Origin of the sequence: Sphingobacterium alkalisoli, assembly GCF_005049105.1 — a bacterium.
Lineage (GTDB): Bacteria > Bacteroidota > Bacteroidia > Sphingobacteriales > Sphingobacteriaceae > Sphingobacterium > Sphingobacterium alkalisoli.
Genome location: NZ_SUKA01000005.1, coordinates 103,371 through 119,795, shown reverse-complemented (window position 1 = coordinate 119,795; position 16,425 = coordinate 103,371). Strand labels below are relative to the sequence as shown.

Here is a 16,425-nt window from a genome sequence, read left to right as displayed (position 1 = left end):
TCTTACTATTTATTGTTTAAAATTTGATTTGCTTGGTCCAGAGCGCTGTTCATACCCTTCGTTTCAAGTACGGCTTGCATCTGCGTTAGATCAATGGATATGAGATAAACCGCACTAGCACCGCCCATGCTGTTAATGTAGTTCTGCCGCCTGATATACTCAGCCCATTCGTTAAAGCTCTCCATTGGATTATTCTTGTTGTAACCAAGCGGATACAGCGATTTCTTGACACCTAAAGCTACCTTACGCATGACACACCTCCTTCTTTCCAACAGCTTCATATTTAACAAAAGCGTTGTTCAATTCCGCCAGTGAGCCAGAACCATGAATAAAATGAACGGATTCCATAATAGATTTGTGGTAGAAATACACCGACAATTCCTTTTTACGATTGATGTGGATGTTAACCCGAACCAGACCATCCTCATTGATATCCAAGGCCCGCCGAAGCGCTAGCATAGCGATTTCTTCAAACGATCCACACTTGTCGAAACCATAATTTGTGTTTATATTTGCCATAACGATTGATTGTTTATTTGCGTGAACATTCATTTGTGTTACTATGGGAGAGTCTATTTGCGTGGGCTCTCCCGTTTTTTTGCGTGATTTATCCTTTGTGCTACTGAAGGTGTTGTTTGCGTGTAATCTCAATACTGTCATTTGCGTGATCATTTATTTGTGTTACTTTTTTATCCTTTCCGTACGAATCCATGCAGTTATTAATTGGCACAAAGTAAGGTCGACCCACCGTCTGCCCTTTTTTCCTGATATTCGAAATCCTATCATTGTTAGAAGCTAAAGCTTCATCCCACAATCGCTGATACTGCAGCTCCGCCCATCTTCTAGATCGTCCCTCCTGAATATCTTCTGCACTTACATTTTCTCTTTTCTTTGGTTTTTTTAACTGCTTTTTTAAGCGTTCGTTTTCCTTCTGGACTCTTTCTAACTCTCTGACCACCTCGAAGAAGGCGGCATCCATGACTAGGCGGTTCTAGTGACTTCGATAACAGGAACCTGTTCACCGTCGATTTCCTGCTTTATCTTCTTTGTCGTGAACTTTAGTCCGGGATGATAGATTGGCATGCGGTAACTGATGTAATGCCTTGCGGTTGCAGCGCTCTTCATTTCAACAAGCATTTTACCGCCGATCTCCATTTTCGTCAGCCTATCACTCCATGATTCTGCTGTACTTTGTATTTCCATTTGCATATTAATTTGATTTTTATTTGCGTGAATATTCATTTGTGTTACTATATAATTCCTTTTTTTGATGCCCACACGGCTAATTGCGGCTTACTGTCTATCCCTTTTAACTTAGCCCTAATGTTGATGATATGCGAGTTGACGGTTTCCGTGCTGATGCATAGCTTATCAGCTATAATCTTATTGTCAAGGTCTATCAACCGCAACACATCCATTTCCCTTTTTGATATGTATTCATCCCCCACCTGTATTGCCCGGCAAAGTTTCCCTTCAAACCGGCATTCTCCTCTCAAGCGGCATGGAACATATTCGGATGGATGCACCACTCCATTTACATCGATGTCCGGCTCATCATCCAATCCACCAAATCGACAGGCGATATACCGATATTCAAATTCTTCAGGAAGAAGATTTTCCCATTGTCCCAATGATTTTATCGCCTCTGGATACTTTAACATATCTTCCCTTACCAGATTCATAACATACTCGGGAAATTCCGGCCACTCTTCTATTCTTCTATCGTGACTGACGTAGAGCTTACCGCCGTCCTTGAAGAAGTCGGCTCCCTTATCTATCATCCCGGCAAAGGGCTTTTTCGTTGTGTTTATAAATCCGTTCCTTTCCATACTATTAGGGATTTCTTAAATGCTTCACTATTGATACGTTTGTAAAAAATATTAGGATATCCTATAATTTAATTATCTTCGTTTTACATTGTAATACAAACATAATGAAGTTTCATTAATTTTTTAAAGAAACTTCATTAATATAATTTAGTTAGTTGATTATCAATGATATAATTTTAATGAAACTTCATTAATGAAACACCCTATAGACAGGATAAACTATATAATGGAGCAGGAAAGTGTTTCTAGCTATAACTCCCTTGCAAAAAACGTAGGATTGAATTCCGCGCAAATATTTTACGACTTCAAAAGCGGAAAAGTAAAAAACATAAGTGGAGAGCTTGGAGCAAAAATTATAAAAAAATATATTCAATACGATCTTCTTTGGTTAATTGAAGGTATTGGAAATCCAATTGCAAAAGAGTTCAGAAAAAGAACTGAGGTGGAGTCCGTTCAAATAGAATCTCACGATGATGGCTATGAAGGAGGTATTCCAATATATAATTTCCCAGCAGCGGCTGGAGGGGTGGAAGTTTACAATGACCCAAATGACGTGAAGATAATCGGCCACTTAAATATACCAGGAGCACACAAAAATTCATTCGCACTTCCCGCATACGGACATTCCATGTATCCAACTTTAGCTAATGGCGACCTTGGAATAGTAAGACCTATTGAAGACCCTAATGAAATCGCTTGGGGTGAAGTGTATTATATAGAATGGGCTGATTACAAAATGTATAAGCGTCTCTTACTTGCTGATGATGAGGACAAGGTGATACTTTGGTCCGACAACCAGGAGGATAAGATTGGAACACGTGCCAAATATTCACCCATCACAATTAAAAAAGAAAAGATTCGTAAATTGTGCCTGGTAACAGAAATTTTAAAAAAACCAAACTATTAAAATATGAACCGATTCTTATTACTTTTCCTTGTCCCTTTTGCTTTCTTCTCATGTGAAAAAGACAACACTACGGATATTAGTGCGAAATACACCATAAAAATAAGCAATCCTGATAAGGGTAGATTTTATTACTCAATCCAAATAAAGCAGGCTAAGAAAGGCGAAACGAACGTATATGAGGTTGTAAAAACAATAGCTCAGGGATACCATAGTGAGAAAACAGCGAGCAAGGTTTTGGATGACGTTATCGTAGAGGACTTACAAAAGGGACAAATCTTATATGCTGAAGCTACAGCCGTAGATGGTCCGGAATATGTTTCTTTGATAGTTCAAAAAAATAATAAGGAAGTCTTCAATGAGTATGCAGCTTATCCACAGTTTACAGAGCAAGTACAATAACCACAAAGTTTTTAGAAATAACATGAGATTATTATTCATAATATTATCCATTTTTCCTACTATACTCTTCAGTCAGGAAAAAAAAGAAAAGAAAGTTTTTCAGGATGATGTATACGGAAGTGGTAACATCGAATTTAAAATAAAGGAAAAAATAGGTAGCTTAAAAATTTTAGAGACAAAAAGAGGATTCAAAGATATAACTCTAGGCATGAACTTTAGTTTAATCCAAGACGAATTTGAGACCCTCGAAAACGACACGTTGCTAACTAGCTCTCCCGGCATAACCTATTTTAAAAGCCTAAACGAAAATCATTATAAAATAGGAGATCACATAGAACTAAACAATCTCTATGTGGGTGTTTTTAACAATAAGGTGATATATATTACTGCTTTTTTCGACAAGAGGTTCGATAAATCAGTTTTCGACACATTTAAGAGTGCATATGGCGGACTGTTTAAACAACCGAATCAATTTATAGAAGATTATTTTTGGATATCAAAATCTGTTTCTTTATGTCTTGACATTGATAACCTAAGCAATGGTAATTTTGTATTTGTAGACAATGATATTAGTGAACAACATAAAGATTACACTAGAAAACTCACGAGTAAAGCCATATCTGATCTGTAATGAAGAGATTTGAAATGAACAGTTTGGACTTTGCTCACGCATCGTGGCAGGAAATCTCTGACAAGCTAATTGACAACTACCTTACTTTGGTGGATCTGTACATACGCAAGCAAAAGGATTACGAGTATAGTTTTGTCGGATATTCAAATGCCAAGCTTGTTGAAATGCTCGAGCACAAAGCAAAGTTTGAATTTTCGATTGATGAAGTGATTGCAGAGATCCGGCGGCTGGCCAGGACACACAAGTATAAAGTAGTATACGATAATATAAACCTTTTCATCTGGTTCGCCGACAAGAATGGAACTACAGTAGGAAATTTATATCTGATCGAAGAGCACATGGGAGCAGAAGAACTCGGCACTCTTTATGCAAGCAGAAAAGATTTTGAAGATAATTTATTGCAACACATTGAGGACTTCAAGGAATTTGTAAAAATCCATTGGGATCCGGATAACGGAATTATATACAGAATGAGAACTAACGAAATTTTTAAGCGCGTCCGTGAAGAGGCCGGCTTAAGTCAGGTCCAGGTTGCGGAAATGGTAGATGCAACCCAAGGAACTATTTCAAATATTGAAAAATCCCTTGGGTCCAACCCGACTTATGACATCATCCAAAAGTATATTTCTAAAGTTGGAGCGAACCCAATGTTCCTATTCGGGCTAGATTTCAGCGCACCTCCTATTATACACCCAACCGTACAACGTGAACGTATGGGCGGTAAAAAAGAAGATAAAGTTAGGGATGATCTGATCAAAGAACTTGAATCGGTCGTTAAGAAACTAAAAAGCTTATGATTAGGTAAATAATCAGCACATAAAACAGCACATAATTTTCTCATTCAGCTTTCAACAATCCCCCCTAATGAGCAAAAAAAAGCACACAGAAAACCCTAAAAGCGACGGGAAGAGTTCGATTCCCGCCCTAGGTACAAAAGCTCATCAGACAGATGAGCTTTTTCTTTTTTCAATAACTTGCCTATTTTTCAAATTTGCTTTACTGAAATCCCTTACCCCGTTAAACTTCAATGACCGCATCGTTTACAATGGCAAAAATCTGTGTATCGACCTCTTTGGAAATAATGTGCAAGCCGGTATATTTCCCAAAGGCTGGAAGTACGAGACGCTTATTTTTTAGGTAAAAACAGGGCAATCTAAAACTTTGTCTTCCTTTAGTTTCTATCACACATCCAGGATGGATGTGTCCGACCAAGTTAAACATATGCTCAGGTAAATCCGCTATCGGCTCATGCGATAAAACAAGACCTTCGGCTAGTATTAGCTGATCTTTTTGCTGAATTACGGTTGATTTTTCCCATATTTCTTCCGTTAATATATCGTGGTTGCCTTTCGTCAGCACAAACTCTATATGTGGGAAATTACTCAGGTAATTTATCAATTCCGTCCAGTCCGCATTCCAGTCGGAGTGAAATAGGTCGCCCAAGAACACGACCTTTTTAGTCGGCACCTCCTGCATCAATTCACCTAGTATATTGAGTTCATGTCGTATTTGTGGTGGAGGAACAAAAAGTCCTTCTTTCCGGAAGTGCATTAATTTACCGAGATGCCAGTCTGACACAATGAGCATTGCGTAATGCGGTATATAAACTGCCTTTTGGGGCAGTAAGAATATTTCGAGGTTATTGAATGTCAGCTTTTTAGCCATCTAATAATTGTCCTTTTAATTTTTCCAATCGACTTTGCCAATCTTCGTTGCTATACCGTTCACGAAATGATTCCGAGAATATAGGAAAAGAAAAAGGCGTCAGTCTTAGCGGTTTTGCAAGCACGATGTGATGATCTGCAATCCGCTCGAATGCCTGCTGCATTCGTCCTTCTTCCAACTGGAAGTCAAAAACTTCGTCATAAGCTTCGCGCAAAAGTAAATTATTCGGATCATAATCTTCAAATACGGAAAAGAATAACCCCGAATTAGCCTGAAGGTGCTTGCTTTTCATTTGCTTGCCCGGATAACCCTGAAACACCAAACCGGCTATACCTGCTATATCTCTAAATCGCCGACGTGCCATCTCCTGCACATTAATTCCCGAGGAAATATCGGCATGCAAATTATGCGGCGTCAATAAGTTCGTTAAAAACGGGACGTCTATTTCGTATTCCGTGTCTGTCAACAACTCTATCCCGTACTCATTGGTCGCAATACTAAAGGTTGCCGGTTTTATTTTCCCTAATCGATAGGCAATTACCTGAGCCATGCCTTCATGTACTAATTTTCCATCAAAAGGATACAAGAAAAGATGAAATCCGTATTTAGTCTGCATGTATTCCACGAGCAGTTCACCTTCTTTCGGAAGTATAGAACGTTTTGATTGCTCAACGAATAAAGGGCGGAGGAATTCGATCTCAGGACTAGAGACCTTATCTTTGTGTATATTTGAAAAACTGTGACGGATAGCCGTTCCTAAATCAGGAGAGATAGCAAAACGCCCTCCCATCCAAGAAGGGATGACACCTTTTTTCTTTTCTGAGGGTTTGACTATAGCGTCATTAGCACGTACCTGTATCAATTCCAGCTGTCGCCCCGAAAACCAGAATACATCTCCGCTATTTAATTTGGAAATAAAGGATTCTTCAATAGAACCCAAGTATTTTCCAGACATAAACTTAACACGCATCATGATGTCAGATACGATAGCACCAATGCTAAGACGATGCCTTAATGCTAATTTACGGGACGTCACTTTATAAAGTCCATCAACTAGCTCTAGGCGATGAAAATCATCATAAGCTGTGAGTGCAGCACCTCCATACAGTAACAAGGCCATACATTGATCAAACTCTTCTCTAGAAATAGATGAAAAGCAGTGTGTGCCTTTTACTTCAGAAAATAACTGTACAGCATCAAATCCATCACCTACAGCGAGCGTCATCAAATATTGTACGAGCACATCGAAAGATCGAATATAAGGAATTCGCTGCTCGATAATATTTTCTTTAACTGCATATTTTAGCGAATCTCCTTCTATGATTTCTAAAGAATTCGTCGGAAGGTAATAAATATAGGAAGTTTCGTGCGGGCGGTGACCAGATCGCCCCGCGCGTTGCAGAAACCTCGCAACGCCCTTTGGGGATCCGATTTGAATCACACAATCTACCGGTCTAAAATCAACCCCTAAATCCAGACTGCTCGTACAAACGACAGCCTTGAGTTTTCCTTCATGCAAAGCATCTTCTACCCACAGACGGATTTCATCGGATAAAGAGCCGTGATGTATAGCAAGCAATCCCGCAAATTCGGGATAGAACGTAATGATCTGCTGGTACCAGATTTCTGCTTGCGATCGCGTATTGGTGAAAATCAACGTGGAATGATATTTTCGGATAATATCCACGACTTTATCCAAAAGGCGCACACCAAGATGACCCGCCCAAGGAAATTTTTCTAAACTATCCGGAAGAATAGTTTCAATCTGTATCTTCTTCTTCAAGTTGGCTTTAACCATCACACCACGATGATGATGCCCCAGTAGTATCTCCTGCGCTTCCGGAAGGTTTCCAATCGTCGCTGAAATCCCCCATATCTTCAGCATTGGATTAATCGCTTTCAATCGACTGAGCGCCAGCTCTATTAATACCCCTCGTTTACTACCCAACAATTCATGCCACTCATCCACAACAATAAACTCAAGTTGCTTAAAATAATCCGTCGCCCCTTTAGAAGCCAACAACAGATGAACGCTTTCGGGTGTTGTTATAAGTGCCTGAGGAGGATTTTTACGCTGCTTTTGCCGATCGGCACTAGACGTATCTCCTGTCCGCAATTCAATTTTGTAATCCAGTTCTAAATCCGTGCTCACCTGCGTGGCAGCCTTATAAATTTCTTTCGACAGAGCACGCAAGGGAGTGATCCAAAGGGCATGCAATTGTTTCTTTTTTGTCTTTTTTTTCTGGAACTGGGGATGATTGTAATAGTGGTCTAATATACCAAACCAGATTCCAAAGGTTTTACCAAACCCCGTGGGAGCATTTAACAAACCCGAATTCCCCTTAGATATAACTTTCCATGCTTCCTTTTGAAAGGCATGTGGTTTCCATCCTTGATTGAAAAACCAAACATCAGCGAGTTGATTCATGTTTAGTGTTTAACAAATGTAATAAATCTTCCCTTGTATTTGCTTCTAATGCTGGTTTATCCGTACGCCACCGTACAATCCTGGGAAACCGTAAAGCTACCCCCGATTTATGTCTGCTACTGAGGTTAATACCTTCAAAAGCCAGTTCAAAAACGAGTTCAGGTTTGACAGATCTGACAGGGCCGAACTTGTCGATTGTATTCCGTTTAATCCAATTATCTATCGTAATAAGCTCTTTGTCGGTAAGTCCGGAATACGCTTTTGTAAAGGGTACCAACACGCCATTGTCCCATACTGCGAAGGTGTAATCCGTAAACAAATTTGCCCGTCTGCCATGTCCCGACTGTGCATAGATCAGCACACCATCTATTGTCATTGCGTCCGTTTTCCATTTCCACCATTTGCCACGCTTTCTCCCGACTTCATAAGGACTATTTCTATTTTTAATCATGAGCCCTTCGGAAAAGTATTGCCGCGCTTGATTTCGATATAACTTTGCTTCATCCCAATTATTAAAAATCTTTTCTTCGGATAGCAAAAGGACACCGTTTACCGGATACGTAGCTAATATTTCCATCAGTAACTGTCGTCTCTTTGCTAATGGCCAATCGCGTATATCATTACCTTGCCATTCCAATACATCATAGCAGATCATTACCAACGGTATGTCTTCCAATATCTTCTTCGAAAGATTCTTCCTTCCAATACGAGTCTGCATAAGCTGAAAATCTAACGGGCGATCATTTTTCCAAGGAATTACCTCTCCATCTAATACGGTACCGTTTGGCAAGATATCCTTTAGAGGGAGAAATTCGACAAACTTTTCGTTCATAAGATCCTCTCCTCTACTCCATACAAATATTTCATCTTCGCGCACGATCAGCTGCCCACGGATACCATCCAACTTTGCTTCCAATATCCAATCCGTTAAATCCCCTAACTCCTGAGGGTCTCCCTCCAACGCATAGGCCAAATAGAATGGATAGGGCAAAAAATGCTTCCCTTCGAGATGTTCTTCGGCAAATAAGGTATCCATGGTTTCTTCAAATGGGTTCCATTTTCCCATTAGCCGATGTTCTATAACTGCTTTATCATATTTCAGATACTTGGCTATAGCTTTCACAACTAATTTTTTAGAGACGCCAACCCTAAAATTGCCAGTCAAGAATTTATTAAAAACAAAAAGGGAACTCCCGCTTAATGCTGACCAATACGATAAAACCTTTAATTTTTGTACATCTGGTTGATCTGTCCGTAAAATAATAATATCTTCGAAAACACCTTTTAAGGAGAAATCCTTTTGGGGCATGGATGGCGGGATGGTCAGGGTTATGGTTTCCGCTAAATCACCCACTACATAATAACATTCTTCTAACAGCCATAAAGGAGTATCGGACATTTCAGAAGCCCAGAGTCTAAGATCTGTTGTTTTAATCGGTCTCCTAGGTTTATTTCCGGTTAAAATGGCTATTGCAAAAACTTTGTCCTCCTCACCCGCTATCTGCAAATAGCGCAATATAGCATCAACCTTCTGATTAGTCTTGGTCGTGCTGTCGATTGCCTCAATTAGCTCAACAAATTTTCTCATAGCTCAGATTCCTCCTCCTCATCGTTATAAACCGTCTTAAGTACAGAGGCAGGAATTCCAAAATGATTCGTTACCCATTTTGAAAAAATGCTTTCATAGCCATGTGTTACGTATACATGTTTAGCGTCCGTTTGTCGAATAGCTTGGTTCAATTGATCCCAGTCGCAGTGGTCGGACAGTGCAAAACCTCTGTCGACACCTTTTCTTCTACGCGCTCCCCTAAGTTGCATCCAACCGCTGCACATCGCGATACGGTATGGCTTAAGTTTCCTTAGCCAGGGTGTGTCACTGGCGGATGGTGGGGCGACTATTAAAGCAGATCGCAATGCTGACCGATCGATATCGGGGCTAATATATTTTCCTGGAAAGTGATAACCTATTTCGGCAAGTGCATTATTGGTATTTGCTACCGCGCCGTGCAGATATACTTCACCAATTGAGGGATCAATATGTGCGAGAATATTTTGGGACTTCCCTAGCGAATAAGCTAATAGCACCGTATTATATCCTTCGTCGGCATTCTGTCGCCACCATGAATTGATATCCTGATAAATCAACTCGGGCGGTGGGAAATGATAAATAGGAAGACCAAATGTACTCTCTGTTATAAAATGATCACATTTCACGAGCTCATAAGGTGTACTTACACCGTCTTTTGCTATCTTGTAATCGCCGGTAAAAAGCCAAACTTCATCCTGAAATTCCAAACGTATCTGAGCTGAACCAATAATATGGCCGGCCGGGTGAAACGATATTTTAACACCATTTATTTCGAAGACCTCGCCATATGCCACTCCCTGAGTAGAATTTTCAGTCCCCAATCGCAGCTTCAAAATAGGTAAAGTATGATGATGACAAATATAATGTTGCATTCCCCAGCGCATATGATCACTATGCCCATGGCTTATTAATGCAGTTTTTACGGGTTTCCAAGGGTCAATATAAAAATCGCCCTGCTTACAGTAGAGGCCATTCTCGTCGACAGTAAGTAACCTCCTCATGCATTAGATTTCAATACTTCCTTCTCTTCCAGTATTTGTTTTATCTCCGGTTACAGAAGTCCATAGTACTTTAGCCATCGAAACTATTTTATTATCTTTCGTTTCCCAATACCGGATATCGTGTGGCATAATTTTAATCAATACGATATCTGGATCTTCCCTTCCCTTTTCAAACCATCCTTCTACCATTTTATTCCAATACTTATCAATCCGAGTTTGGTCTTCCGAAAAAGTACCTGTACCATATATACTTAAATAGGTAAAATCACTGTTTTTAGAAAAAAACAATTGGACGTTACCATCTTGTAATATGTCCGTATACTTATCACTCGATTTACTGCCCAAAAACCAAATATCGCCGTTATCATCTACTTCCTGAACACTCATAGGTGTAGCATGAATAGGTCTTAAGGACAAAGCACTACAAAACATACAAAAATCTATACCTTCGGCCAGCTCTTTCAATTTGTCGATTCCTTCTTTTCCAATATAATTTAATTCGCTCATAACATATAAAATCTAGTTACTAACAACAACAAAACCTATACTAAATAGTTTTCTAGATTTCATCTGCCAATAATTTGCCGTTATATTCCGTTCGATTATAATTGCGTATAAAATCAAATATCTCTAAGTTTGCGCTATGAATAATTATGCGGTAATCTTTGATATGGACGGCGTAATCGCACATACGAATCCGTACCATGCTAAAGCCTTTGAAGTCTTCTTCGACAAATACAAAATTCCTTATAGTGACGTAGAGTTTGAGGATCACATGTATGGCAAACATAATTCCTATATTATGAGCCATTTTTTCAAAAAAACAATTGCCGGTGAAGAGCTTTTGAAATTGGAAAACGAAAAAGAGGGACTATTTAGAGAAATATATAAATCAGAGATAAAATCCATTCCAAATTATGCTGCTTTTTTGGAGGATCTGAAAGACAAGGGTTTCAAAACCGGCGTAGCCACTTCCGCTCCGAGGGCCAATATGGATCTTGTTATCGATGGATTAGGTATCCGTCTAAAAATGGAATCATTATTAGCTAGTGAAAATGTCGCTAAGCATAAACCTGATCCTGAAGTGTATTTAACATCCGCCCAAAACCTGGGCGTAGATCCAAATCACTGCGTCATCTTTGAAGATTCGTTTTCGGGAGTATCTGCGGCAATTAATGCAAATATGAAAGTGGTAGGCGTATTAAGCTCACATACAAAGGAACAGCTTCCTCCCTGCGATCTTTATATTCATGATTACACGGAAATAGATGCTTCAAAAATCTTAGCCCTGCTGACGAAATAATGTTTGAAGAAGCACTAGCCCTCTTGCCAAATACATCGAGTTGGATACTGTATCTTACATGTGCCCTATTGATAGGCATGTCAAAAACAGGGATTCAAAATATAGGTTCGCTGGCAGTACCTCTATTTGTTATACTTTTTGGCGCGAAATACTCGACCGGTATCGTACTCATATTGCTTGCATTAGCAGACTTGATGGGAGTGATCTACTACCGAAAGCAGCTGATATGGTCTGAAGTTCTGAAATTGCTACCAATGTCGTTGATGGGATTAACTGTCGCCCTGATCATCGGAAAGTATATTGATGACACATCCTTTAAAATAGTAATGGGAGCTTGCATTATTTTGGGGATAGGTATTATGTTTTGGATGGAAAAGCTTGACAAGACTAAACAGCTTATTATTACTAATGGAAAATGGTACTCGCCCCTTTTCGGTTTTATCATGGGATTTTCGACCATGATTGGCAATGCCGCCGGACCTGCGTTATCGGTTTACTTGTTAACCAAGAACTTAAATAAATACGCTTTCGTAGCCACTGGCGCCTGGTTTATCATGATCTTAAACTATATCAAAATACCCTTACAGGTATTTGTGTGGCAGAACGTAAGTTGGGTAGGCGTTCTACTGAATTTCATGGCGCTACCATTTATTATATTAGGAGGAGTACTTGGAATAAAACTCGTAAAAATATTGCCCGAAAAAGAGTTCCGTATTATTATTACAGCTATGGTCATTATTTCCTGTGTCTTGATGATATTGATATAACTGCATCATCCCGCACTCGTGCATCCGATAGTTAAAATTTAACAAAAAAACTGTGTATCTTTGTTCTAATGGATGTAAATTCTTTATTGGAACGCGCCTTAAATTTTGATTTTTTATCAAAAGAAGAAGGTATTTACTTATATCATCATGCGGCTACCGCCGATCTGAGCTATGTGGCCAATGAACTTCGCAAAGTTCAGGTTCCCCATGGCAAAGTTACCTGGCAGATCGATCGGAATGTAAATACAACGAATGTCTGTATTGCAAACTGCAAATTCTGTAATTTTTTTAGACGTCCGGGACATGAAGAAAGTTATATTACAGATATAGAGACATACAAGCAAAAAATTGAAGAGACCTTTAAATACGGAGGCGATCAACTTTTATTGCAGGGAGGGCATCATCCGGATTTAGGCATCGAATTCTATGCCTCGCTATTCAAACAATTAAAAGATTTGTACCCTGCCCTTAAACTACATTCGTTAGGTCCACCGGAAATTGCGCATATTGCCAAATTAGAAGGAATGAGCCATCTTGATGTGCTCACTGTTCTCAAAGAAGCGGGATTAGATTCGTTGCCTGGAGCCGGCGCTGAAATATTAAATGATCGCGTACGTCGTTTGATTTCTAAAGGAAAATGCGGGGGGCAGGAATGGTTGGATGTCATGCGCGCTGCACACAAAATTAATCTCCCTACTTCGGCTACAATGATGTTTGGGCATATTGAAACAATCGAAGAACGTTTCGAACATTTGGTCTGGATACGAGAAGTACAGGATGCAAAGCCTGAGGGGCACCACGGATTTGTCGCCTTCATACCTTGGCCATTTCAGGATGATGGGACACTCCTAAAGCGTCTACGCGGTATCACCAATGATGTAACAGGCGACGAATATGTACGAATGATTGCTTTAAGTCGTATCATGTTGCCTAATATCAAAAATACTCAGGCGTCTTGGCTCACTGTCGGAAAACGAGTGGCTCAATTATGTCTGCATGGCGGAGCGAATGACTTTGGGTCTATTATGATCGAAGAAAATGTGGTTTCGGCGGCCGGAGCTCCTCACCGCTTCACTTCCCAAACTATCCAAGATGCAATTGCAGAAGCCGGGTTCGAACCCCAGCTCCGCACACAGACATATCAATTCAGAGCGGTACCGGAATCAATGGTCGAACAAGTAATTAATTATTAGATTTGAAAGATATCATCTTAAATATTGAAGCGCTGATCTTCGCTTCCGAAGAAGGAATATCCGCTAATGATATTAAGCAAGTATTACACGATGCTCTTGCTATTGACATCAACAAAGAAGAAGTTTTAGGTTTTTTAGGTAAGATAAAATTAAAATATGAAAGCGAAGATACTGTCTTTTCGCTTTTCTCAATGAATAACCAATACCAGTTTTTGACGAAGGAAATCTATCATGAAGCGATTAACCATTTGCAGGCGCATCGTGACCGAAAAAAACTAAGTCAATCTGCTCTCGAGACATTAGCTATTATAGCCTATAGGCAACCGATTACAAAAATAGAGGTAGAACAGATTAGGGGAGTGAATTGCGATTATTCCATCCAACGTTTATTGGAGAAAGATTTGGTCAAAATAGCCGGGAAAGCCGAAAGCATTGGTAAGCCCTTGCTTTACGCTACAAGTGATCAGTTCATGAATCACTTTGGCATTAACAGCGTTAAAGATTTGCCGCAGTTAAAAGACATAGTAGCTGAAGAAAACAGTATAGGAGACACGATGGAATAAAATTTCCTTGGTGAAGTTTTATATTTTCCAACAAGTTGATAAACAACACTATAATTTTTAAAAAAAATTTATAGTCTCAAATATCTTCTCTAATTTTACGTTTGATATAACAACAGTAAGAATACTATAGCTATGATTAACGAGACTGTAACCAGTAGTGAAATTGATGAGCGTTTAATCGATTTTAATGGTCCTGAAGATGATTCAGAAGATGTTTATGATGATGATTTTGATTTAGAAATTGATTCGGTAAGCGGGTTTGATGATTTTGATGACGAAGACGAGGATTTCTAGAGCAATACTGAAATCTATCTACCTAACCCTTCCAAACGTTAAGAGAAAAGGCAGTGTAAATACATCTGCCTTTTCTTTGTCATTTATTTCTTGTGCAATTGTTCATAAAGATCAATTACCTTTTTTTGCAGATCGATAACTTCGGTTTCCCGTTGTTGAAGTTTTTTATTGAGTTCGTTCACTTCATCAACTTTAGCTTTATCCTCTTCGGAATCTGAGATTGATAACAATTGGACCAACGTCAACCCAAATAACTTTGAAATTTGATTCAAGCGAGACAAATTCACATCAGTGATACCTGTTTCAATTTTAGAGAATGCAGGAATCGATATATCTAATCGTTTCGCTACATCTTCTTGACTCCACCCCTTTTGGTGTCTAAGTAATCTAATTTTCTTTCCTAATGCATTCATCGGTAAAATGTATGTTATTATTTCAAAAGTAAAAAAAATATATTTAAGAAAACAATATTTAATAAATGTTTTAAGCGTTTTTTTGGAGAAACTTATCTGCGAAATCCAATAGGTTCAAACCGGTATAATTATTTGAGCTCATAAACAACATGTTAACTCCCTTACTATCAAACTGTTCCAAAGTTGTATATAAACCTTCTAATTCGGTGATAATATACAAATTAGGATGATTAAAGACTTCCTTCGTCTTGTTGCTAATATTATCCAATAAGATATTTTTTTCTTTAATACTATTTTTATTAATAAATACTATAGCAAAATTTGATTCATCTAAGCTGCCGGCGTATTGAATGACTTTGGAATCGTCCAAGACATCGTAGGGATTTAGCTCAATCACAGTCAATAACTGCGCGGTAGAAAATTGCTCCTTGATCGCATGAATACTGGATCGCAACTTAGAAGGTGTATGCGCAAAGTCCTGATAAACAACACTTCCATTCTCACTGGCTACAAATTCCAGATAACGGATCGAACTTTTAAAGTCCTTAATGGCATCGTAAAAACCTTCTCGTTTTATCCCTAACCATTCACACACCGTAAAAGCTCCTGCAATATTAGATAAGTTTTGCTTTCCTATTACTTCCAGTGGTATTCCACGTTCGCCCACCTGTAGAAATGTGACCCCTTTGTTAATTGTATAAGTCGGTAGTTTGTAACCGTGCCGATTAATCTTGCAATCCATAGTTTCTTCGACGATCTTACGTAAATTTTGATCGTCCTTATTATAGATTAGCGTTCCTTTAGCTACAATGGTATCGATAAAGGTTTCAAACTGTCTATAGTATTCGTCTTCAGAAATCAAGGCTTTAAAATTGTCCCAATAAATATTACTAATCAGGGCAATGTTCGGATGATAGTAATGGAATTTGGATTGATGATCTATTGACGAGGCAAAAAATTCATCGCCTTCAATAATGATAATCGGGGCTGAGGGTGTTAGCTTTATGAGCGAATCAAAACCTTCCAACTTCGCGCCTACGAGATAATCAAACTCTTTACCTAATTTCTTCAGCACATGCATTATCATACTCGTAATAGTCGTTTTCCCATAGCTACCCGCTATAACCACCCGCGTTTTTTGAATGCTCTGTTCATAAACAAATTCAGGAAATGAATAGATTTTGATACTCAGTTCTTGCGCCTTTAGAAGCTCCGGATTATCTGCAGCCGCATGTTTTCCTAAGATAATGGCGTCTACATCCGATGTTATCATTTCGGGATGCCAACCTAATTCTTTGGGCAGCAGTCCTGATTGACGCAATCTCGACTTAGATGGCTCTACGATCAAGTCATCAGAACCCGACACCTGATGACCTGATGTAGCTAAGCTAATTGCCAGATTATGCATTACACTACCACCTATTGCTATAAAATGAATACGCAT

General features: G+C 39.1%; 21 protein-coding genes. 9 read left to right on the top strand and 12 right to left on the bottom strand.

Annotated elements, in window-relative coordinates; all coding sequences use genetic code 11:
* Positions 1-5: 5 nt before the first annotated feature.
* The 5 genes from FAZ19_RS16130 to FAZ19_RS16110 all read right to left on the bottom strand — a co-directional run bounded on the left by FAZ19_RS16130 (position 6) and on the right by FAZ19_RS16110 (position 1,829).
* Positions 6-251, bottom strand: a complete 246-nt coding sequence (locus FAZ19_RS16130; RefSeq protein ID WP_136821784.1) for a hypothetical protein — start codon at positions 249-251, stop codon at positions 6-8.
* On the bottom strand, positions 244-519 hold the full coding sequence (locus tag FAZ19_RS16125; RefSeq protein ID WP_136821783.1) for a hypothetical protein: 276 nt from the start codon (positions 517-519) through the stop codon (positions 244-246). Before FAZ19_RS16125 ends, FAZ19_RS16130 begins: the two co-directional genes overlap by 8 nt.
* Before the next feature lie 100 nt (positions 520-619).
* On the bottom strand, positions 620-979 hold the full coding sequence (locus FAZ19_RS16120) for a hypothetical protein (protein ID WP_136821782.1): 360 nt from the start codon (positions 977-979) through the stop codon (positions 620-622).
* A 2-nt stretch (positions 980-981) separates the two neighbouring features.
* Entirely contained in the window at positions 982-1,209 is a 228-nt protein-coding gene (locus FAZ19_RS16115; RefSeq protein ID WP_169305681.1) for a hypothetical protein, read from the bottom strand.
* Positions 1,210-1,250: 41 nt separating this feature from the next.
* Entirely contained in the window at positions 1,251-1,829 is a 579-nt protein-coding gene (locus FAZ19_RS16110) for a helix-turn-helix transcriptional regulator (RefSeq protein WP_136821780.1), read from the bottom strand.
* 193 nt (positions 1,830-2,022) lie between these two features.
* Here FAZ19_RS16110 and FAZ19_RS16105 point away from each other — a divergent pair, with 193 nt between their 5' ends.
* The 4 genes from FAZ19_RS16105 to FAZ19_RS16090 are packed head-to-tail and all read left to right on the top strand — an operon-like array spanning position 2,023 to position 4,563.
* A complete protein-coding gene (locus FAZ19_RS16105) occupies positions 2,023-2,736 on the top strand; it encodes a S24 family peptidase (RefSeq protein ID WP_136821779.1) in 714 nt (237 codons plus the stop codon).
* Between the two features lie 3 nt (positions 2,737-2,739).
* Entirely contained in the window at positions 2,740-3,135 is a 396-nt protein-coding gene (locus FAZ19_RS16100) for a hypothetical protein (protein ID WP_136821778.1), read from the top strand.
* 22 nt (positions 3,136-3,157) lie between these two features.
* Positions 3,158-3,766, top strand: coding sequence for a hypothetical protein (locus FAZ19_RS16095; protein WP_136821777.1), 609 nt, complete (start codon positions 3,158-3,160; stop codon positions 3,764-3,766).
* Positions 3,766-4,563, top strand: coding sequence for a helix-turn-helix transcriptional regulator (locus FAZ19_RS16090; RefSeq protein WP_136821776.1), 798 nt, complete (start codon positions 3,766-3,768; stop codon positions 4,561-4,563). Before FAZ19_RS16095 ends, FAZ19_RS16090 begins: the two co-directional genes overlap by 1 nt.
* Before the next feature lie 220 nt (positions 4,564-4,783).
* On the opposite strand, the gene pdeM is transcribed toward FAZ19_RS16090, so the two are convergent.
* Genes pdeM through FAZ19_RS16065 form a run of 5 tightly spaced genes read right to left on the bottom strand, consistent with a single transcriptional unit; the run spans position 4,784 to position 10,955 of the window.
* A complete protein-coding gene (gene pdeM / locus FAZ19_RS16085) occupies positions 4,784-5,431 on the bottom strand; it encodes a ligase-associated DNA damage response endonuclease PdeM (RefSeq protein WP_136821775.1) in 648 nt (215 codons plus the stop codon).
* Entirely contained in the window at positions 5,424-7,859 is a 2,436-nt protein-coding gene (locus FAZ19_RS16080; protein WP_136821774.1) for a ligase-associated DNA damage response DEXH box helicase, read from the bottom strand. Before FAZ19_RS16080 ends, pdeM begins: the two co-directional genes overlap by 8 nt.
* The gene (locus FAZ19_RS16075; RefSeq protein WP_136821773.1) at positions 7,843-9,447 is read right to left on the bottom strand and encodes an ATP-dependent DNA ligase; all 1,605 of its coding nucleotides are present in this window, start codon (positions 9,445-9,447) and stop codon (positions 7,843-7,845) included. Before FAZ19_RS16075 ends, FAZ19_RS16080 begins: the two co-directional genes overlap by 17 nt.
* Positions 9,444-10,448 (bottom strand): ligase-associated DNA damage response exonuclease, encoded by a 1,005-nt coding sequence (locus FAZ19_RS16070; protein ID WP_136821772.1) that lies wholly within the window; start codon positions 10,446-10,448, stop codon positions 9,444-9,446. The genes FAZ19_RS16075 and FAZ19_RS16070 overlap by 4 nt, the downstream gene beginning before the upstream one ends.
* Positions 10,449-10,451: 3 nt before the next feature.
* Positions 10,452-10,955 (bottom strand): pyridoxamine 5'-phosphate oxidase family protein, encoded by a 504-nt coding sequence (locus FAZ19_RS16065; RefSeq protein ID WP_136821771.1) that lies wholly within the window; start codon positions 10,953-10,955, stop codon positions 10,452-10,454.
* Between the two features lie 136 nt (positions 10,956-11,091).
* Here FAZ19_RS16065 and FAZ19_RS16060 point away from each other — a divergent pair, with 136 nt between their 5' ends.
* The 5 genes from FAZ19_RS16060 to FAZ19_RS23915 all read left to right on the top strand — a co-directional run bounded on the left by FAZ19_RS16060 (position 11,092) and on the right by FAZ19_RS23915 (position 14,568).
* Complete coding sequence (locus FAZ19_RS16060) at positions 11,092-11,751, top strand: HAD family hydrolase (RefSeq protein ID WP_136821770.1); 660 nt, start codon at positions 11,092-11,094, stop codon at positions 11,749-11,751.
* Positions 11,751-12,518 carry a sulfite exporter TauE/SafE family protein gene (locus tag FAZ19_RS16055; protein ID WP_136821769.1) on the top strand — a complete coding sequence of 256 codons (768 nt, stop codon included), beginning with the start codon at positions 11,751-11,753 and terminating at the stop codon, positions 12,516-12,518. The genes FAZ19_RS16060 and FAZ19_RS16055 overlap by 1 nt, the downstream gene beginning before the upstream one ends.
* A gap of 68 nt (positions 12,519-12,586) precedes the next feature.
* Positions 12,587-13,711 carry a CofH family radical SAM protein gene (locus FAZ19_RS16050; protein ID WP_136821768.1) on the top strand — a complete coding sequence of 375 codons (1,125 nt, stop codon included), beginning with the start codon at positions 12,587-12,589 and terminating at the stop codon, positions 13,709-13,711.
* A 2-nt stretch (positions 13,712-13,713) separates the two neighbouring features.
* Positions 13,714-14,274, top strand: a complete 561-nt coding sequence (gene scpB / locus FAZ19_RS16045) for an SMC-Scp complex subunit ScpB (RefSeq protein ID WP_136821767.1) — start codon at positions 13,714-13,716, stop codon at positions 14,272-14,274.
* 132 nt (positions 14,275-14,406) lie between these two features.
* Positions 14,407-14,568, top strand: a complete 162-nt coding sequence (locus FAZ19_RS23915) for a hypothetical protein (protein ID WP_169305680.1) — start codon at positions 14,407-14,409, stop codon at positions 14,566-14,568.
* Positions 14,569-14,651: 83 nt separating this feature from the next.
* Here FAZ19_RS23915 and FAZ19_RS16040 read toward each other — a convergent pair whose 3' ends face one another.
* Together FAZ19_RS16040 and FAZ19_RS16035 are read right to left on the bottom strand one after the other, a co-directional pair.
* The gene (locus FAZ19_RS16040; protein ID WP_136821766.1) at positions 14,652-14,981 is read right to left on the bottom strand and encodes a helix-turn-helix domain-containing protein; all 330 of its coding nucleotides are present in this window, start codon (positions 14,979-14,981) and stop codon (positions 14,652-14,654) included.
* Positions 14,982-15,051: 70 nt separating this feature from the next.
* A complete protein-coding gene (locus FAZ19_RS16035) occupies positions 15,052-16,425 on the bottom strand; it encodes a Mur ligase family protein (RefSeq protein WP_136821765.1) in 1,374 nt (457 codons plus the stop codon).